This is a genomic window from Pseudomonas tritici, assembly GCF_014268275.3.
In the GTDB taxonomy this organism is placed as follows: domain Bacteria; phylum Pseudomonadota; class Gammaproteobacteria; order Pseudomonadales; family Pseudomonadaceae; genus Aquipseudomonas; species Aquipseudomonas tritici.
On record NZ_CP077084.1, the window covers coordinates 6,196,995 to 6,214,729 of the forward strand.

Consider the following 17,735-nt stretch of genomic DNA (forward strand, 5'->3'; position numbering starts at 1 on the left):
TTATGCCGCCACCCGGCGCTTCTCCGCGATTCGACTGCGGCTATACAGCACCACAATCGCCAGGATCGCTACTGCCTGCGCACTCAGCGAGTAGGCATCGGCGTGAATCCCCAGCCAATCAAAGTCAAAGAATGCCACCGGCCGCGTGCCGAAGATCCCGGCTTCCTGCAACGCCTTCACGCCGTGCCCCGCAAACACCACCGACAGTGCACACAACAGCGCCGCGTTGATTCCGAAGAACAACGCCAACGGCAGCTTCGCCGAACCCCGCAGGATCACCCACGCCAGGCCCACCAGCAGCACCAGCGCCGTGGCGCCACCCGCCAGCACCGCGTTGTGCCCGGCCGGGCCGGCTTGCAGCCACAGGGTTTCGTAGAACAGGATCACCTCGAACAGCTCGCGGTACACCGAGAAGAACGCCAGCATCGCAAAGCCAAAACGCCCGCCACCGCCCACCAGGCTGCTCTTGATGTAATCCTGCCAAGCCGCAGCGTGGCGACGGTCATGCATCCACACGCCGAGCCACAGCACCATCACGCTGGCGAACAGCGCCGTGCAGCCCTCAAGCAATTCGCGCTGGGCGCCGCTCACGTCAATCACGTACGCGGCCAACGCCCAGGTCGCCAAACCCGCCAACAGCGCCAAGCCCCAACCTACGTTGACGCTGCGCACCGCCGACTGCTGGCCGGTGTTACGCAGGAACGCGAGGATCGCGGCCAGCACCAGAATCGCTTCCAGGCCTTCACGCAACAGGATCAACAAACCGGAGATGTAGCTCAATGACCAGCTCAGGCCGTCGCTGCCCAGCAAGCCGGCGGACTCGGTGAGTTTGCCCTTGGCCACGTCCAGACGCTGTTGCACCTGCTCGACCGGCAAACCGTCCTGCAACGACTGCCGGTAGGCCATCAGCGCCTTCTCGGTGTCTTTGCGCACGTTGGCGTCGACGTTGTCCAGGGAGCTTTCTACCAGTTCAAAGCCCTCCAGGTACGCGGCTACCGAGAGATCGTAGGCCTGTTCGTGATCACCGCTGCGGAACGCGGCCAGGCTCTTGTCCAGGGTCGTAGCGGTGTATTCGAGCAGTTGCGCCGGGCCACGCTTGACCTGCGGCGGTTGCGCACGCTGGGCGCGGAACGTCGCGGCGGCAGCCGGGCCATTGGCGGCCAGCACTTCATTGGGGGTCTGGCGAGCCAGGTCAGCGAGATTGAACGGCTGCTCGCTTTTGGCGGCGGCCGGGTCGGCGGTGAAGCCGGCGATGTAAGTGGCCAGGTCCCAGCGTTGGCGATCGTCCAGTTGGTCGGCAAAAGACGGCATGTCAGTGCCTTCCACACCCAGGCCCAGCGTGTTGTAGATCGCGTAGAGACTCAGGCGATCCAGGCGCACGGCGTCACGCAGATTAGCGGGCGGCGGCGTCATGCCAACACTGGCCGGCCCATCACCGGCGCCCGCTGTGCCGTGGCAGACCGAGCAGTGTTGGGCGTAAAGCGGCGCGCCGCGGGTTGGGTCAGGCGTGATCGCCGGTGCCTGGCTGACTTCATAGGCCACCGCCAGTTGAGCCCCCAATTGCCGGGCCTGGCGGGCGACTGTCGGGCCGTCCTGATGAGCGGTTACAGCCGCTAACAGTTCATCAACACCTTTGACCAACGCCACGCGTTCCGGGCGCTGTGGCAACTCTGCCACTAGGCCCTGCAACACCCCGAGAAACTCCAGCTGTTCGCGGTATTCGGGTTCATCGATAACCTTGCCCGCCTCCACCGTCGGAGGATAGTCAGCACCAATGTAGTCCAGCAAATGCAGGGCTTGTGGGGCGCCCTCGGCAGTCGCGGCCAACAGGTTGAAGCTGCACGACATCAACGCCGGCACTATCAGCCAGGCGAGAAAACGGAAGGGGGCAGTCATGAACGAATCTCAAATGGAAATACGAAGTAACACATTGTTAGGGCTTTACGGGTTTGACTCAAGGCGTAAGTGATTTGTCGTTTGTGGGGGCGGAGCGTTTTAGATGCGGGATGGTGGCACTCCAGCCGATTTCACCGGATCAAATAGCCATTGTTTTGCCAGTAATGGTGCCTATAATGCCGCGCCCTGTTAGTGCGAAAGGGAATTTTGTTCCTCGTTTTTATGAGGAATTACCACATCGGTTGATACTTTCAGGGAAGAAGTTTGCATGGCATTTCGCGCCTTACCTTCGCTCGCGCTTGCGGCGGTCACCTTGCTGTCCGGCTGTTCGATGTTCCGCAACTACGACACCGAACTGCAAGCCACCAACCAGCAATTGGCCACCGGCAATGTCGACGCCGCGCTGACCCTGCTGGAAAAGAACAACACCGGCGACGACAAAGACCTGCTCTATTTCTTCGAAAAGGGCGAGTTGCTGCGGGCCAAGGGCGACATGACCGGCAGCCAGACCGCCTGGCGCAGCGCCGACCTGCAAGTCGCCAAGTGGGAGGATTCGGTCAAGTTCGACAGCGCCAGGTATCTCGCCCAGTTCGGCAGTTTCGTTGCCAACGACAAAGTGCGGCGCTACGAAGGCTATGACTACGAAAAGGTCATGCTGACCACGCAGATGGCCCTGAACCTCCTGGCCCTGAACGACTTCGACGGCGCGCGCACCGAAATCAAGAAGACCCATGAACGCGAAGCGGTGATCGCCGACCTGCGGGACAAGGAATACCTCAAGCGCGAGAACGAAGCCCAGCGTGAGGGCGTGACCACCCAGATGAAAGACTTGCGCGGCTACCCGGTGGAAGCCCTGGATGCGCCGGAAGTGGTCGGTCTGAAAAACAGCTACCAGAGTGCGTTCAGTCATTACCTGGCCGGTTTCGTCTACGAAGCCTTGGGCGAAAAAGACCTGGCAGCCCCCGGTTACCGCAAGGCCGCCGAGTTGCGCCCCAATACACCGTTGCTGGAACAGGCGCTGTTGAACCTGGATAAACCCAAGGTCGGCGCCAATGAAACCGACGTGCTGATCGTGGTCCAGAGTGGCCTGGCACCGGCTCGCGATTCGATTCGCCTGCCGCTGCCGATTCCGATCAATGGCAACCTGGTGATCACACCGCTGTCGTTCCCGGTGATCAAGGCGGATACGTCCACCGCGACCTTCGCCCAGATCGGCGTCGACGGCCAGCAACAGAACCTCACCATACTCAACAGCACTACGGCCATGTCCCGCCGCGCACTGCGTGATGACATGCCTGGGATTATCCTGCGCACCACCGTGCGTGCGGTCACCCGTGGCGTGGCGCAAAACAACCTGAACAAGACCAACCCGATGGCGGGCCTGGTGCTGGGTATCGCCTCAGCCGTCACCGAAGGCGCCGACACCCGCACCTGGCGCACCCTGCCGGACATGACCCAGGTGACCCGCCTGCGCCTCAAGCACGGCGAACACCAGGTCAGCCTGCCCAATGCCCTGGGCGGCACGCTGGTAACGGTCAAGGCTGATCAGCGCTATCAAGTGATCACCCTGCGCGTGGTTGGTAACCAAGTGTTCGCGGGCGGCCTGGCCGCCCATGTGGTGCCGAGCACGGCCACCCAGGCCATCGCCCTCAAACAACCTTAAGGAGCACGCTATGCGTCATTTCATCCCTGGCGCCCTGGCGCTGGTCCTGCTTGCCGGTTGCGCCACCCCGCCGCCGCCGGAGCCCGGCAGCGCCGCGAGCAAAATCGTAGTGATGGGCAAGTTCAAGGGCATCGCGGTCGGTGCCATTCGTGTTGCCCGCGAGAACGGCTTTCTCACCGCCAAGGTGCAGTTGAGCAACATCACCAGCAGCAACCAGATGATGTATTACCGCTTTGCCTGGCTGGGCGCCGATGGCTTCCCGGTGGGCGATGAAGAAACCTGGAAGGTGCTGAACCTGTACGCCAACCAGGCGACCTTTCTGCCGGCCATCGCCAACCTGCCCCAGGCGGCGGACTTCCGCCTTGAAGTGAAAACGCCTTGAGCCGTTCACCCTTTTTGCTACTGAGAGATTTCCCCATGTTTGCACGCTTCTCGATCCTCGCCGTAGTTGCCGTATTGGCCAGCGGTTGCTCTAACACTTCGCCGGTACTGGGCGGTAAAAACATCAGCTACGGCGATACCAAGGCCGTAGAACTGGTGACCAACGAGTTCGGCTCCACCGACCTGCAGATGATCGCCGAAAGCATGACCCGCTCCCTGGCCCAGTCCGGCATCCTGCAAGGCCGCCCGGTGGTGCAGGTGTACGACGTGAAGAATAAGACCAGCGAGTACATCGATACCCGCGAGATCACCACGTCGATCAAGACCCAGTTGATGAAGACCGGCACCGCGCGCTTTGCCAGCGACAACACCGACATGCAAAGCCAGGTTGACCAGCTCAAGCTGCAGAACCAGAGCGGCCTGTACAAGAAGTCCACCGTCAGCAAGACCGGCAACATGGTCGCCGCCAAGTACCGCCTGGAAGGCTCCATCAGCTCCATCGTCAAGCGCAGCTCAGACTACAAGGACGTGTTCTACAAGTTCAGCCTGCAACTGATCGACGTCGAGAGCGGCCTGGCCGAATGGATGGACGAAAAAGAAATCCGCAAGACCACGGAGCGCTAAGCAATGCGTGCATGGATCGGCATGATCGGCCTGCTGTGCGCCTTCGGCGCCTCGGCCGCCCCGAAGATCGCGGTGACCGACCTGGCCTACGAGGCGCGGGTCGAGGAATACATTCACCAGGTGTCGGCGAGCAATAACTTCCAGGCCAGCGCTTACCACGCCAGCGGCGCATCGAATTACAGCGAGTACGAAAGCCGTACCAGCTACATCGAACAGACCGAGCTGCGTAAATTCAGCGGTGACATCAAGGGCGAGATCCTCAAGTCCCACCAGTTCCAGCTGGTGCAGGGCACGCCCTACACCGCCGATGCCAAGGGTGACGTCTACGATGTGATCAAGCGCATCAAGGCCGGCCACTTCAAGGGGGCTGACTATGTGCTGTTCGGCACGCTGTCAGACATCGACTTCACCCAGGACATCAACGCCCTGGACCACACCAACAGCTACTCGGCGGTATTGGGCCTGACGCTGGTGGCGGACTTCAGCCTGATCAACACCCGCACCTACGAGATCACCTCGGCATTTACCGCCATGGGTGAAGGCCAGGACACCAAGCTGGTGAGCAGCCGCGATGTGCGTGTGAGCCTGAATCGGCCGCGGGTAGTGAAAGAAGTGTCGAAAGCGCTGGGGGAAGATGTGGCGCGGCAGTTGGCGGAGCAATTGGGTGGCGGGTATCAAGAGCCTGGCCAGCCGGTGTTGCGTAACAACCTGCCGAGGGATGAAGCGCCGAAGATCCTGCGCTGAAACCCGATTTCACAAGCAACACAAAACCAATGTGGGAGCTGGCTTGTCGGGTCGCCGCACCGCTGCGATGCGAGCACCTCGGTGTAACTGATACACCGAGGTGATGCTATCGCAGCGGTGCGGCGACCCGACAAGCCAGCTCCCACATTTTTGATCTGGTTTCTTCAGTTCAAGCCGTTGCGCGATGCAGACTGGCCAGAAAGCCCGCCGCCCCCACAAACAACCCGGCAAACGTACGGTTCATACGCTTCTGCTGCTTAGGCGTGCGCAACAAACGCAACACTTTCGACGCCAGCCCCGTATACCCCGCCATCACCACCATATCGACGCAAATCATCGTCGCACCCAGGATCAGGTACTGGATCAGCAACGGCGCTTGTGGGTTCACAAACTGCGGCAGCACCGCCAGCATGAACACCAGGGCCTTAGGGTTGCTGGCATTGACCAGAAAGCCTCGGAACATCATCGCCATCGGTTTGCCGATCGGGCGCACGGCCGCGTCGTCGGTCATGTCCATGGGCAACGCGCGCCATTGCTTGATGGCCAGGTACACCAGGTACGCCACGCCAAACCATTTGATCACATAGAAGGCCGTGGACGACGTCGCCAGAATGGCACCCAGGCCGCAAGCAACGACGGCAATCTGCATCGCCAGGCCCAGTTGCAGGCCAATGGCGTTCCAGTAACCGCGCAGGAAACCGTATTGCAGGCCGCTGGACATCGAGGCGATGGCGCCAGCGCCAGGGGAAAGGGAGATGATCCAACTGGCCAGGAAAAAGGCCAGCCACGTGTCGAGTGCCATTACACACCTCAGGGGGGAGTTAGCTGTTGTGCCTTAAGCTAACTCCGCCGACCAACGGATGGCTATAGATTTTTACAAGATGTGAACGCTAGCGGTCGCCCGGAAACACGTGGGTACCCGGCCAACGGCGCACCGAGCGCTGGAAGAACAGGCTGTTAGGCACTTGCACCATCGCGCTGTCGGTGCCGGCTTCCGCCACTTCAACCAGTGTGGTGTAGAGCAGATTGATCGCCACGACCCGGCCCTTCACGCCCGGTTTGTCGACGGTATCCACCAGCTCGACAATATCACCCAGGCGAAACGGCCCGACGGTGAAGATCAGAATGGCGCACAGCAGGTTGGACAGCACCGACCACATGGCAAAGAACGCCACGGCGGCGACCGCGACAAACCCGGAAAGCGCCGTCCACAATACGGTGGCAGAGACACCCAGGCGGCCCAGCACAAAGATCAGCGCACTGCCCATGATCAACCAGCGCAAACCACCGCGCAGCGGCATCAGCAGTTGCGGGGGGAACGGGTAGCGCTCACCCAGGCGAGTCAGGCCTTTGGCCACAAAACGCTGGGCCAGGTAGCCGGCCAGCAGGATCAGCAGGATTTGCACGCCGATCCATACGGGCTCGACCCATTGCGCCGGTAACGGCAGATGCAACGCTTCCATCAGGACAGCGCCTCCAGCTCCGCTTGCAGGGTTTCCAGCAGCTCGAGAGCTTCCATCCAGGTTTCCTCCAACTGCCCTTCGCGCACCTTGAGTTTGGCCTGTTCAGCCAGCAGGTCACGCAACTCGTCCTTGCGGGCGGCCTCGTAAACGGCGCTGTCGCCCAGGCTGGTTTCGATCTTGGCCAGACGCTCGTGCACCTTGCCCAGCTCGGCTTCCAGCTTGTCGGCTTCACGCTTGTGCGGCGCCAACTGCTGACGCAGTGCAGCGGCGGCCTGACGCTGGGCTTTCTTGTCGGTCTTGTCCGGGTTGACGGGCGTATTGCTGACCGGCGCGTTGCGCAGGCGGTAATCCGTCAGCCAGCGCGCGTAATCATCCAGGTCGCCGTCAAACTCTTCGACTTTGCCATCGGCCACCAGCAGGAAGTTGTCGGTGGTGCTCTTGAGCAAGTGACGATCGTGAGACACCACCAGTACCGCACCGCTGAACTCCTGCAGGGCCATGGTCAGCGCCAGGCGCATTTCCAGGTCCAGGTGGTTGGTCGGTTCGTCGAGCAGCAGCAGGTTCGGACGATCCCAGGCGATCAACGCCAGGGCCAGTCGGGCTTTTTCGCCGCCGGAAAAATTCAGCACCGGCTCGTCGATGCGCGCACCCCGGAAGTCGAAACCACCCAGGAAGTCGCGCAGGGTCTGTTCGCGCTCGGTCGGCGCCAGACGCTGCAAGTGCAGCAACGGGCTGGCTTTGGAGTCCAGGGAATCCAGCTGATGCTGGGCGAAGTAGCCCACCACCGTGTTCTCGCCACGGGTCAAGCGACCGGCCAGGGGCTCAAGCTCACCCGAGAGGTTCTTGATCAGCGTCGACTTGCCCGCACCGTTAGGGCCGAGCAAACCGATGCGCGCACCTGGCGTGAGCTGCAGCTTCACTTTTTCCAGGATGGTTTTGTCGCCATAACCCAGGCGAGCATCTGAAAGATCCAGCAACGGGCTGGATATCTTCACCGACTCGCGGAACACAAAGTCGAACGGCGAATCGACATGGGCCGCCGACAGCTCTTCCATGCGCTCCAGGGCCTTGATCCGGCTCTGGGCCTGGCGGGCCTTGGTGGCCTGGGCCTTGAACCGGGCGATGTAGCTTTCCATGTGCGCACGCTGCGCCTGCTGCTTCTCGAACGCCTGTTGTTGCTGGGCCAGGCGTTCGGCGCGGGCGCGCTCGAATGCGGTATAGCCGCCACGGTACAGGGTGATTTTCTTCTGTTCGACGTGGGCGATGTTGTCGACCACGGCGTCGAGGAAATCGCGGTCGTGGGAAATCAGCAGCAACGTGCCCTGGTAATTCTTGAGGAAGTCTTCCAGCCACAAGATCGCATCAAGGTCCAAGTGGTTGGTCGGTTCATCGAGCAGCAACAGGTCCGAGGGGCACATCAGCGCCTGGGCCAGGTTCAGGCGCATGCGCCAGCCACCGGAGAAGTCAGCGACCGGGCGGTCCATCTGTTCGTTGGTGAAACCAAGGCCGGCGAGCATTTTGCGGGCGCGGGCGTCGGCGGTGTAGCCGTCGGCACTGTCGAGTTCCGAGTGCAGGCGCGCCTGGGCGGCGCCGTCCTGGGCTTTCTCGGCCTCGGCGAGGTCGTGTTGCACCTGGCGCAGGCGCAGGTCGCCATCGAGCACGTAGTCGATCGCGATGCGGTCCAGGGTGTCGATCTCCTGGCGCATGTGGGCGATGCGCCAGTCGGCCGGCAGCAAGCAGTCCCCGGAATCCGGGGTCAGCTCGCCCAGCAACAGGGCGAACAACGTGGATTTGCCGGCGCCATTGGCACCGATCAAGCCGGCTTTGTGACCGGCGTGCAGGGTCAGCTCGGCGTCTTCGAGAAGACGTTGCGGGCCACGCTGTAATGTTAGGCTTTGAAGTCGGATCATAATGGCGGCGGAGTCTACCAGCTTCGTTGCCCGCTGGCTTGGGTGTGAATATGTGCGCTGACCTATGGAGCTTTGCCCTCTCGACTTACGCCCGCCCGGGCGTCGAAGCTGCTTGCCTGCGTTTACAGGAGCAAGGGGCGGATGTGTGCCTATTGCTCTGTGGCGCGTGGCTGGAACAGCGCGCTGTGGCCGTGACGGCCGAACGCATCCAGGCGCTGAAACAGATCGCCGAACCTTGGCAGGCGCACGTGATTGAGCCGTTACGACGGGTGCGCATGCAATGGCGTGCGATGGCGCAGCAGGACGAGGATTTGGCGGGGTTACGTGAACGGGTCAAAGCCCTGGAGCTGGAGGCCGAACGACAATTGCTCGCGCGCCTGGAAACGCTGGCGCGAATGTGGCCGACGGATGAGGCGATGGGTCATCAACAGTGGCTGGAAGGACTGGCGGCCGAGGATGCCGCCAACCTTGACCACGACGCGCTGCAGCAGCTGCGCGTCGTGGTCACCAGCACTTAGGAAGCGCTGGTTGGGGTGGTGCTTGGCGCTACCGGGGCAGGCGTGTTGGTGGCCGGTGCAGTTGGAGCGCTCGACGCTGCCGGGGCAGCAGCAGATGTTGCTGGCTTGGCCGGTGCTGGTTTTGCGGCAGCTGGTTTGGCAACGGCTGGCTTGGCTGCAGGTTTGGCAGTTGGCTTAGCGGCTGGTTTTGCAGCAGCAGGTTTGGCGGCTGGCTTCGCGGCTGGTTTTGCAGCAGCGGTTTTAGCAGCTGGCTTCGCGGCCGGTTTTGCAGCAGCCGGTTTTGCAGCTGGCTTGGCGGCTGGTTTTGCAGCAGCGGTTTTAGCAACTGGCTTGGCGGCTGGTTTTGCAGTGGCGGTTTTAGCAGCTGGCTTCGCGGCCGGCTTTGCAGCAGCGGTTTTAGCAACTGGCTTCGCGGCTGGCTTTGCAGCAGCGGTTTTAGCAGCTGGCTTCGCGGCTGGCTTTGCAGCAGCGGTTTTAGCAGCTGGCTTCGCGGCTGGCTTTGCAGCAGCAGTTTTAGCAGCTGGCTTCGCGGCTGGCTTTGCAGCAGCGGTTTTAGCAGCTGGCTTCGCGGCTGGCTTTGCAGCAGCAGTTTTAGCAGCTGGCTTGGCGGCCGGTTTAGCAGCAGCGGTTTTGGCAGCTGGCTTCGCGGCTGCTTTAGCAGGTGCCTTGGAGGCAGCAGCTTTGCTTGCAGGCTTCTTCGCCGCGCTTACTGCAACAGCTTTTGCAGGCGTACGGGCGCCCAACGCCTTAGCTACAGCTTCCTTCACACGACCAACGCCCTGGGCCAGTTTCAGGCTTTCCTGGGCATCTTTTTTGAGTTGGGAAATGTAGGTGCGGGTTTCAGCTTGGCGATCCTTGAGGGCGTCGAGCAGGTCCTCAAGTTCTTTGACAGCGTCTTTGGCTTTGGCTTGAGCCTTGGCCTTGCCGGCAGTGGCGGCATCTTGCAGTTTGGTGCGGGATTTGTGCAGCTTTTCTTGCGCTTTACCGCGTTGTTTTTCCAGCTTGGCGAGCAGTTTTTCTGCATCGGCCAAGGCTTGGGAACAAGCGCTTTCCAGATGCTCGAGCAAACTGCCCGAGAGTTGTTGGAGTAAATGCAACGGGGTATTAACAGGCTTCTGTTTGGCCGACATGGTTTACCTCCTGGCTGACTTGGGTGCGGCTCATACTAGCCCTCTGCTCTTACCGCCGCTAGGGCATGTTGACAGTATCGTTTGACTTGCGTTGCACCGTACGAAAATTCTTATCGTTATAACGGAAGTACGCGGCACTTTTTACCCTCTCACACTGGCATAATCCGTCGCACTTTCGGCGGGAGACCACCCATGTCGCGTTACCTTTTTCTTGTGCTTGGCCTGGCGATTTCGGTGGCCAATGCGAGCGAGCAATCACCGTCCAAAACCACTGACCAAAATCAGCATGACCTCGCCTACAGCCTGGGCGCAAGCCTCGGTGAACGCCTGCGCCAGGAGGTCCCTGACCTGCAGATCCAGGCGTTGATCGACGGCCTAAAGCAAGCCTATCAAGGCAAGCCGCTGGCGCTGGACAACGCACGTATCGAACAGATTCTTGCCCAGCACGAAGCACAAAATGCAGCCGAAGCACAGGGACCTCAAAGCGAAAAAGCCCTGGCGGCCGAACAACAATTTTTGAGCAAAGAAAAAGCCGTAAAAGGCGTGCGCGAATTGGCGGATGGAATCCTGCTCACCGAACTCACTCCCGGCACGGGTGGAAAGCCCAAGGCCAGCGACCAGGTTGAAGTGAAATACATGGGGCGATTACCCGATGGGACAGTGTTCGACCAGAGCACGCAACCTCAATGGTTTCGTCTGGACAGTGTGATCAGCGGCTGGAGCAGCGCGTTGCAACAAATGCCCGTGGGTGCGAAATGGCGATTGGTGATTCCATCGGCCCAGGCTTATGGCGCCGACGGTGCCGGCGAGTTGATCCCGCCTTATACACCGCTGGTATTCGAGATCGAGTTGCTCGGTACCCGTCCTTGACCCCATAAAAAACGGCGCGCCATGCGCACCGTCTTTCGTACCGCTGTCGAGGGTCAGGCCTGGGTAGCAGGCTCTTCTTTGTGAGCGTTGTGCAGCACTTCGATCAGGCAATCTTCCAACTCGAATCGCTCGTGCAGCAACGCGCCCAACTCTTTGAATTTTTCAGCAACACAGTTTCCGGCATCACACAGGTCGGTAAATGCCAGCAGCTTCTCGGTGATGACATCGATGCGCGGGTAAATGGTCTCAGCCAGGTCCAGGCCACGCTGATCATCGAAGGCTTCAGCCTCCTTGGTCAGTTGATCGAAGACACCAAAATGGCCAGCCGACAAGTAGTCCACCAATACCGCGCAGAAGTCCTGCAACGGCTCACGGTTCTCAGCCAGTGCCTCGGGCTTGGCGCCCAGCGCATCAAAGGACAGAACCAGTTCGTGACGCGCCTTCAGCCAATTGTCGATCAGCTTGTGCACCCCACCCCAGCGTTCCTGAGCATTCTGACAACTTTCCAGCATGATGATCTCTCTTCCCTATAGGGGCGCTGCCGCCTGGTGCCCGCGCAACACTTCAAGGATAAAGCGGCGCCGGACAAGGCCACATCTGACAAACGGTTTCAATAACACGTGCGGGCCAGATTATGCCCGCATGACTATGGCTTCAAGGTACGCAGGACAGAAAGTTCATACAAGTGTTTAATCCCGCTCTCCAAACTGCGACGGGCTTTCAGCGCCTCGCCGGGCGCGAACACTGGCTCAAAAACAGCCGTGAGAACTGCATGATGCCCAGGATCAACATCCCGATGAAGAACAGCAGGCTCCACTCGGGAAGGCTCAAATCAAACAGCGTCCAGTTGGTTTCCACGCAGTCGACAGTGCCTTTGAACGTCAACTGCAGGGCCTGCCAAAACGATAGGTTTTCGATCATGTAGTGCAGGCTGGGCCAGCAATCGGCAGCCTCATCCGGCGCGGCATTTTGCAGCAGCACCTGGCGCACGGCGGTAAGGGCGCCGAGCAAGGCACAGCCCATGCTTGCCAGCCCATACAGGCAGATAACGGAACGCTTGGGGTTATGGAGGGCGGCGACCAGGTTGATCAATGTGAAAGCGGCCAGGAACCCCCTTTGCATCTGGCATAGGAAACACGGACGCAACGAGACACCGAACTCGAGGTAAAAGGACGCACCCAACGTCAGCGTACCCGCCAGGAACGCGAGGAAAAACAAGGAGCGTGAAGGGGCCAAAGACATGCTTTATCCGCATCGCGAAAGATAGGTCGCTACGGTAGAGGAAAGCCCTGACCGCTTTCAATACATGCCAGAGCAGACGATTCCGCGAGAAGGTAAGGACTTTCCGTCAGAAGATGGAAGACCTTGGGCAATCGAGCGTCGGACTTTGCCGCCGAACGCTTGCCCCCCAGTCTTTTCGAGCTAACGAAAGGTTGGCTGTCAGATACGTCTGAGCCAACCCTTGCCAACTGTCCTACTTCAAACCCGAGCCGGGACAGGTAGCGGAGACGCCAGTAAACGGTTATCCAGCAGTCCAAGTCCCTCTTGAAACAGCTGGTTACTACGCTCGGTGTCACCCAGTTGGGCCAACAAGCGGGCGAGCTCGGCACAGGCCTCGGGATTACGCTGCACTTGAAGGCTGCTCTCCAGATAATCCCGCGCCTTGCCCCACAGGCTGTTTTGCAGGCACAGGCGGCCCAACGTCAGCAGCAGGCTGGCATCACCCGGGTGGTCCTTGAGCCAGCCCTCGGCAAACTTCAACTGCCGAGCTGGATCACTGCCACGCAGCAAGCCGTATAGTCGGATCAGGTGGCTGTCGTAGACACGCTTGATGGCGCCACGCAGCGCTTCCTCGGCCTTGGCATCGGCGCCCAATTGGCGCAGTTGCTCGGCGTAAGCCAGAACCAGTTGCGGCTCTTGGCGCTGGGCTGAAGTGAGTTGCTGCCAGGCCCGCTCAAGGGACTGCAAACCGGCTTCGCCCTGCTCTTCTCGCTGGGCAGCCAGGCTCAGGTTCTCACCCCAGGCACGGCGTTCAAGCTCAGCCAATTCGCTGGCAGGCAGGACTTTATCCTTGCGCAGCTCCGGCAACAGGCGGATCACCGACGACCAATCGCCCCGCTGCTGATGCAGGCGCTGCAATTGACGCAAGACCTGGCCGTTATGCGGGTGACGCTCGTGCATCGCCTGCAAGGTGGTGAGTGCACCGTCGGTATCGCCGCGGTCCAGTTGCAGTTGCGCATGGCTCAAGGCAACTGCCAGCTCGGCCTGGGGCTGACGCTCCAGCGCTCTCTCCAGCAAGCCGTCGGACTCTTCATAACGACCCTGCTCATTCGCAGCGCGCGCGGCGCCGAGGTAGTACAGCAATGGCTGGCGCTCGGCTTCGGCGGCGCGATGCAGGTGGCGCTCGGCACTGGCCCAGCGGCCCTCGGCGAGGTCCATCTGGCCTTGCTCGATGGCGATCTGCACGCGGCGGCTGCGGTTACGCCGCGACCACGGGTTGACCACGCCACCGGAGGTGGTGACCAGGCTCAAGAGCACACGGATCAGGTAGATCACCAAACCAATGGCAAACACCGCCACCACCGTCGCCCACAAGCTCGACTCGTAGTGCAGCACATGAGGGTAAGTAATCAACACATAGCCGGTGTGTTTCGAAATGCCCACAGCCAGCGCCAGCGCGATTGCAATCGCCAGCACCAGGATCACATAGAAACGTTTCATCGGCTCTACTCCTGCTTCGCCGACGTAGCCGCCGGTGTGGCCGCTGCCTTGGCTTCGTCAGCAGACAGATGACGACGCTCAAGATACGCCTGCACAGCAGCCAGGCTCGCGGCCAGGTCCGGCGTCACCACCGACACCGTCTTGGGCTCAAGTTCGGCGATACGCGCGAGCATCGCCTTGCTCTGCGGGTTGTCCTGGTTAAAGTTATCCTGCAACACGCTACGCGCCTCGCCGAGGGAGCGGCTGTACACAGCCGACTCCCCGTTGAGCGCCGCCCATTGCGCCTGCTCCAGGGCCAGGCTCAAGGCCAGGCGCACTTGGTTCAGGCCTTGGCCGGCCAGCAGTGGGCGAATGTTGTCATCCGGGTTGAAGTCGATGCGGAAGTAACGGGAAATCTGCTCCCACCATTGGCGCCAACGGCTGTCGGTATCCGTGGTCGGACGCCCCTCGGAAGCAGGCTCGGTCAGTTGATACTCCGGAGCAATGGCCGCCAGCTGCACGACTTGGTCACGCAAGGCCGCCAATTGCAGGTACAGCCCAGTGCGATCCGGCTGCTCGGTGCTGCGCAGCGCTGCAAGGCTCTTGGCCAACTGCTCACGGGAGGCGTAGGAACCTGGATCGCTTTGCTCGCGAAGAATCTCGTCGGCGCCCTGCACCAGCGCTTGGGCGCTATTGATATCTTGCAAGGCAGACAGACGCAGGCTCGCCAGGCGAATCAAGTGTTCAGCCTCGGCCAAACGCCAGTCCTTGCGGCTGGATCCCAACACGGTCTCAAGGCGCTGGCTCAGGCGCTGCTGATCGCCCTGCAACTGGGCCACCAGACGACGGCGCTCCTCCAGCTCATCCGCACCCGGCAACTGCGCCAGCCGCGCGGCCAGTTGTTGCTGGCTCTGCTTGAGAGACTGGGATTGGTCATCGAGGGTCTGCACTTGGCCCAGCTGTTGCTGGCTGCTGGCTTGCAGGGCGCGGACCTGCCAGATCCCCCAACCGCCGGCGGCAACACCGGCGGCGCCGAGCAGCAAGGCGACGACTGCCAGGCCATTGCCACGGCGCGGCGCGGTGACCGGTGACTCAACCGGCGCACCAAGTGCGGGTTGGGCTTCATCTTTAGGCAAGGCTGTTTCGCTCACGTATCCGTCCTTTGCGTTTCAGAGAGTGACTACGGCATGCCTCATAGGGCAACGCTGCGTAACGCCACTAACAAAGCCGCGGCACTCGCACCGCGGCAATCCACAACTTTTTCTGCGCCAGCGCCCCGCGCCATCTCGAAGACTCGCGGGCTCGGCACGAACAACGGCAGCTGTGCCACCTGTGGCCAATCGGCTCCGGCCAAGGCGTGCAGGTGCAAAAAACCCTGCCCACTGCTGACCACCAGGCCGTTCAAGCGTTCCAACTGGATGCGTTGCATCAGTACCCCGGCGTCGTAGGCCGGAAGGAAACGGCGATACAATTCCAGATAGTCGACACTAGCACCACTCGCACGCAAACGCTCCGCCAGCAGCTCGCGACCGCCCTCGCCCCGCAGGATTAACACGCGTGCATCCGGGCGAGCGATAGCCTCGCGCAACGCAGGCAATTGAAGCAAGGCCTCGCTGTCATCGCCAGTAGGGGGATAGTGAACGTTGAGGCCGTGTTCGGCCAGTACCTGCGCAGTGGCTGCGCCGACGCTGAACCACGGCAGTCGCGGCCATGCTCGATCCAGCTGTCGCACGGCCAAGCGCGCGGCGGGCTTACTGACGACAATCACCGCACAATAGCGGCCCAGGTCGCGCAAGACTGCCAGCTGTTCAGGTGTAACGGGAAGCGGCTCGATGTCCAACAACGGTAGGCTGCTGCTGAAAATGCCGGCGCCGGCCAACGTCCCCGCCAGGGCCAACGACTCCTCGGCAGGCCGCGTCAGCAGCACACGCCATTCGGTCACTGCGGACCGGCCTCGCCGTAGATTTTTTGCAGGATGGCACCGGCGCCTTTGTCCAACAGCTCTTCGGCCACCTGGATGCCCAGTGCCGTCGCGTCACGCTGCGGGCCGCGCACCTCGGCCGTCAGCAAGGTGCCACCTTCCGGGTCCCCTACCAGGCCGCGCAACCACAGGTTTTCACCTTCGAGCACGGCGTAGCAGGCGATTGGCACCTGGCAGCCACCGTTGAGGTGCTTGTTCAGGGCACGCTCGGCCGTGACGCGCACTTCGGTGTCGTGGTGATCCAGGGGTTTGAGCAGGGCGTGGATTTCACTGTCGGCGGTACGACACTCGATGCCAACGGCGCCTTGCCCACCTGCGGGCAGGCTGTCCTCGACGCTGATGGCCGAGGTGATACGGTCTTCGAAACCCAGGCGGATCAGGCCCGCCGCTGCGAGGATGATCGCGTCATATTCGCCGGCGTCCAGCTTCGCCAGGCGGGTGTTGACGTTGCCACGCAGAAATCGGATCTGCAGGTCCGGGCGGCGGGTCAGCAGCTGTGCCTGGCGGCGCAGGCTCGAAGTGCCGACGATGCTGCCCAGGGGCAATGCTTCCAGGGACGCGTAAGTGTTGGAAACGAAAGCATCGCGCGGGTCTTCGCGTTCGCAGATGCAAAACAGACCCAGGCCTTCAGGGAAGTCCATGGGCACGTCTTTCATCGAATGCACGGCGATGTCGGCTTCGTTCTCCAGCAGCGCTGTTTCCAGTTCCTTGACGAACAAACCCTTGCCGCCGATCTTCGACAGAGGCGAGTCGAGCAGCTTATCGCCACGACTGACCATAGGCACCAGGGACACCTTGAGGCCAGGGTGGGCCAGCTCCAGGCGTGCTTTGACGTATTCGGCCTGCCACAAGGCCAGGGCGCTTTTACGGGTGGCGATGCGGATTTCGCGAGAGGACATGGATCAATCCGTACTGAAAAGATATGACGGATAATAACAGCTCAGGGAAATACGCTTTGATTTGAATCAGCAAGTGCGGGGCCTCCCTGGCCGCGACGCACCGGGATAAGGAATGCAGGCCTCGCCACAGACGCTGGGCTAAAGCTGCTGCATCATCTTGCGCACGCCGGCAACATGCCTTCGGCTGACGATCAACGCATCGCCGTTAAGGCCTTTCAGGAATAGCTGAAAATGACCCAGGGGCGTGCGTTGCAGGCGTTCAATTCGCTCGCGGGCCACCAGCGCGTTGCGGTGGATACGCACGAAGCGGTCGCCGAACTCATCCTCAAGCGCCTTGAGCGGCTCATCAAGCAACACTTCGCCGCCTTGGTGGCGCAAGGTCACATACTTGTGATCGGCAATAAAATAGACCACCTCGCCCAGAGGGATCAGTTCAATGCCTTTGCGTGTACGGGCACTGATATGGCTGCGTGGCCCATTACCACTTTGAGCGGCTGGCTGAGTGAGCGCGGCGAGCTGTATGCGGGTTGGGCGCTCGGCCTTTTTCAGGGCTTTGAGCAATGCTTCGCCCGCCACCGGTTTGATGAGAAAGCTGACTCCGCTGTCTTCCAGCGTCTGCGCAGAAAACTCTTCGCCCGTTGCACAGAACACTACGGCCGGTGGGGACTCTCGCTCGCTCAGTCGGGCGGCAACTTGCAGGCCGTCAAGGCCCGGCATACGGATATCGAGCAACACCACGTCAGGCTTGAGGCTGTCGATCAGCGTCAACGCCTCTTCGCCCGTGGTGGCGCTCGGCTCTAATACTGCATAACCCTCGAGTTCACTGACCAGACGGCTCAGTCGCTCGCGGGCTTGGGGTTCGTCATCAACGATCAGGACATTCATATTGCGCTGGATTCCTGCGTGAGTCTCGCACAAGGATAGCGTAGACAGGTGCGGTGACTTGCGTCACAGCG

18 protein-coding genes are annotated in these 17,735 nt (G+C 61.2%); 6 read left to right on the plus strand and 12 right to left on the minus strand.

The features are described from left to right. Positions 1 to 1,896, minus strand: a complete 1,896-nt coding sequence (locus tag HU722_RS28540) for an FTR1 family protein (protein ID WP_065891326.1) — start codon at positions 1,894 to 1,896, stop codon at positions 1 to 3. Between the two features lie 268 nt (positions 1,897 to 2,164). Between HU722_RS28540 and HU722_RS28545 the strand changes: the two genes are divergently transcribed. The 4 genes from HU722_RS28545 to HU722_RS28560 are packed head-to-tail and all read left to right on the plus strand — an operon-like array spanning position 2,165 to position 5,308. Continuing rightward, positions 2,165 to 3,559 (plus strand): COG3014 family protein, encoded by a 1,395-nt coding sequence (locus HU722_RS28545; RefSeq protein ID WP_065880237.1) that lies wholly within the window; start codon positions 2,165 to 2,167, stop codon positions 3,557 to 3,559. Positions 3,560 to 3,569: 10 nt separating this feature from the next. Continuing rightward, positions 3,570 to 3,941 carry a YcfL family putative periplasmic lipoprotein gene (locus tag HU722_RS28550; protein WP_065875429.1) on the plus strand — a complete coding sequence of 124 codons (372 nt, stop codon included), beginning with the start codon at positions 3,570 to 3,572 and terminating at the stop codon, positions 3,939 to 3,941. Positions 3,942 to 3,976: 35 nt separating this feature from the next. Continuing rightward, positions 3,977 to 4,564: a penicillin-binding protein activator LpoB gene (gene lpoB / locus HU722_RS28555; RefSeq protein ID WP_049710984.1), complete on the plus strand. Its 588-nt coding sequence runs from the start codon at positions 3,977 to 3,979 to the stop codon at positions 4,562 to 4,564. Between the two features lie 3 nt (positions 4,565 to 4,567). Beyond that, positions 4,568 to 5,308 carry a penicillin-binding protein activator LpoB gene (locus HU722_RS28560; protein WP_065880238.1) on the plus strand — a complete coding sequence of 247 codons (741 nt, stop codon included), beginning with the start codon at positions 4,568 to 4,570 and terminating at the stop codon, positions 5,306 to 5,308. 169 nt (positions 5,309 to 5,477) lie between these two features. Here HU722_RS28560 and HU722_RS28565 read toward each other — a convergent pair whose 3' ends face one another. The 3 genes from HU722_RS28565 to HU722_RS28575 form a co-directional block, all read right to left on the minus strand. Continuing rightward, on the minus strand, positions 5,478 to 6,110 hold the full coding sequence (locus HU722_RS28565; protein ID WP_015886481.1) for a LysE family transporter: 633 nt from the start codon (positions 6,108 to 6,110) through the stop codon (positions 5,478 to 5,480). A gap of 88 nt (positions 6,111 to 6,198) precedes the next feature. After that, positions 6,199 to 6,771, minus strand: coding sequence for a mechanosensitive ion channel family protein (locus tag HU722_RS28570; RefSeq protein WP_065875431.1), 573 nt, complete (start codon positions 6,769 to 6,771; stop codon positions 6,199 to 6,201). Beyond that, positions 6,771 to 8,681 (minus strand): ATP-binding cassette domain-containing protein, encoded by a 1,911-nt coding sequence (locus HU722_RS28575; RefSeq protein WP_065875432.1) that lies wholly within the window; start codon positions 8,679 to 8,681, stop codon positions 6,771 to 6,773. Before HU722_RS28575 ends, HU722_RS28570 begins: the two co-directional genes overlap by 1 nt. Before the next feature lie 50 nt (positions 8,682 to 8,731). Between HU722_RS28575 and HU722_RS28580 the strand changes: the two genes are divergently transcribed. Further along, on the plus strand, positions 8,732 to 9,199 hold the full coding sequence (locus tag HU722_RS28580; protein WP_065875433.1) for a TIGR02444 family protein: 468 nt from the start codon (positions 8,732 to 8,734) through the stop codon (positions 9,197 to 9,199). Here the strand turns inward: HU722_RS28580 and HU722_RS28585 are convergent. Continuing rightward, a complete protein-coding gene (locus HU722_RS28585) occupies positions 9,196 to 10,329 on the minus strand; it encodes an AlgP family protein (protein WP_210172770.1) in 1,134 nt (377 codons plus the stop codon). The two genes, HU722_RS28580 and HU722_RS28585, sit on opposite strands and share 4 nt — an antisense overlap. A gap of 192 nt (positions 10,330 to 10,521) precedes the next feature. Here HU722_RS28585 and HU722_RS28590 point away from each other — a divergent pair, with 192 nt between their 5' ends. Continuing rightward, complete coding sequence (locus tag HU722_RS28590; protein WP_065891324.1) at positions 10,522 to 11,199, plus strand: FKBP-type peptidyl-prolyl cis-trans isomerase; 678 nt, start codon at positions 10,522 to 10,524, stop codon at positions 11,197 to 11,199. Positions 11,200 to 11,252: 53 nt separating this feature from the next. On the opposite strand, the gene HU722_RS28595 is transcribed toward HU722_RS28590, so the two are convergent. From HU722_RS28595 to HU722_RS28625, 7 genes are all read right to left on the minus strand, one after another. After that, positions 11,253 to 11,711, minus strand: a complete 459-nt coding sequence (locus HU722_RS28595; protein ID WP_065875437.1) for an Rsd/AlgQ family anti-sigma factor — start codon at positions 11,709 to 11,711, stop codon at positions 11,253 to 11,255. A gap of 208 nt (positions 11,712 to 11,919) precedes the next feature. After that, positions 11,920 to 12,441 carry a disulfide bond formation protein B gene (locus HU722_RS28600; RefSeq protein WP_065875438.1) on the minus strand — a complete coding sequence of 174 codons (522 nt, stop codon included), beginning with the start codon at positions 12,439 to 12,441 and terminating at the stop codon, positions 11,920 to 11,922. A gap of 237 nt (positions 12,442 to 12,678) precedes the next feature. Continuing rightward, positions 12,679 to 13,920, minus strand: a complete 1,242-nt coding sequence (locus tag HU722_RS28605) for a heme biosynthesis protein HemY (protein ID WP_065880240.1) — start codon at positions 13,918 to 13,920, stop codon at positions 12,679 to 12,681. A gap of 5 nt (positions 13,921 to 13,925) precedes the next feature. Then, positions 13,926 to 15,050 (minus strand): uroporphyrinogen-III C-methyltransferase, encoded by a 1,125-nt coding sequence (locus HU722_RS28610; RefSeq protein WP_065891323.1) that lies wholly within the window; start codon positions 15,048 to 15,050, stop codon positions 13,926 to 13,928. Positions 15,051 to 15,091: 41 nt separating this feature from the next. After that, positions 15,092 to 15,841, minus strand: a complete 750-nt coding sequence (locus HU722_RS28615; protein ID WP_065875441.1) for a uroporphyrinogen-III synthase — start codon at positions 15,839 to 15,841, stop codon at positions 15,092 to 15,094. Beyond that, positions 15,838 to 16,779, minus strand: a complete 942-nt coding sequence (gene hemC, locus HU722_RS28620) for a hydroxymethylbilane synthase (RefSeq protein ID WP_065875442.1) — start codon at positions 16,777 to 16,779, stop codon at positions 15,838 to 15,840. The genes HU722_RS28615 and hemC overlap by 4 nt, the downstream gene beginning before the upstream one ends. 138 nt (positions 16,780 to 16,917) lie before the next feature. Next, the gene (locus HU722_RS28625) at positions 16,918 to 17,664 is read right to left on the minus strand and encodes a LytR/AlgR family response regulator transcription factor (RefSeq protein WP_065875443.1); all 747 of its coding nucleotides are present in this window, start codon (positions 17,662 to 17,664) and stop codon (positions 16,918 to 16,920) included. Positions 17,665 to 17,735: the final 71 nt, after the last annotated feature.

Coding starts and splice junctions, on each gene's coding strand:
- HU722_RS28540 (WP_065891326.1), bottom strand. CDS start 1,896: ATGACTGCCCCCTTCCGTTTTCTCGCCTGGCTGATAGTGCCGGCGTTG.
- HU722_RS28545 (WP_065880237.1), top strand. CDS start 2,165: ATGGCATTTCGCGCCTTACCTTCGCTCGCGCTTGCGGCGGTCACCTTG.
- HU722_RS28550 (WP_065875429.1), top strand. CDS start 3,570: ATGCGTCATTTCATCCCTGGCGCCCTGGCGCTGGTCCTGCTTGCCGGT.
- lpoB (WP_049710984.1), top strand. CDS start 3,977: ATGTTTGCACGCTTCTCGATCCTCGCCGTAGTTGCCGTATTGGCCAGC.
- HU722_RS28560 (WP_065880238.1), top strand. CDS start 4,568: ATGCGTGCATGGATCGGCATGATCGGCCTGCTGTGCGCCTTCGGCGCC.
- HU722_RS28565 (WP_015886481.1), bottom strand. CDS start 6,110: ATGGCACTCGACACGTGGCTGGCCTTTTTCCTGGCCAGTTGGATCATC.
- HU722_RS28570 (WP_065875431.1), bottom strand. CDS start 6,771: ATGGAAGCGTTGCATCTGCCGTTACCGGCGCAATGGGTCGAGCCCGTA.
- HU722_RS28575 (WP_065875432.1), bottom strand. CDS start 8,681: ATGATCCGACTTCAAAGCCTAACATTACAGCGTGGCCCGCAACGTCTT.
- HU722_RS28580 (WP_065875433.1), top strand. CDS start 8,732: ATGTGCGCTGACCTATGGAGCTTTGCCCTCTCGACTTACGCCCGCCCG.
- HU722_RS28585 (WP_210172770.1), bottom strand. CDS start 10,329: ATGTCGGCCAAACAGAAGCCTGTTAATACCCCGTTGCATTTACTCCAA.
- HU722_RS28590 (WP_065891324.1), top strand. CDS start 10,522: ATGTCGCGTTACCTTTTTCTTGTGCTTGGCCTGGCGATTTCGGTGGCC.
- HU722_RS28595 (WP_065875437.1), bottom strand. CDS start 11,711: ATGCTGGAAAGTTGTCAGAATGCTCAGGAACGCTGGGGTGGGGTGCAC.
- HU722_RS28600 (WP_065875438.1), bottom strand. CDS start 12,441: ATGTCTTTGGCCCCTTCACGCTCCTTGTTTTTCCTCGCGTTCCTGGCG.
- HU722_RS28605 (WP_065880240.1), bottom strand. CDS start 13,920: ATGAAACGTTTCTATGTGATCCTGGTGCTGGCGATTGCAATCGCGCTG.
- hemC (WP_065875442.1), bottom strand. CDS start 16,779: ATGTCCTCTCGCGAAATCCGCATCGCCACCCGTAAAAGCGCCCTGGCC.
- HU722_RS28625 (WP_065875443.1), bottom strand. CDS start 17,664: ATGAATGTCCTGATCGTTGATGACGAACCCCAAGCCCGCGAGCGACTG.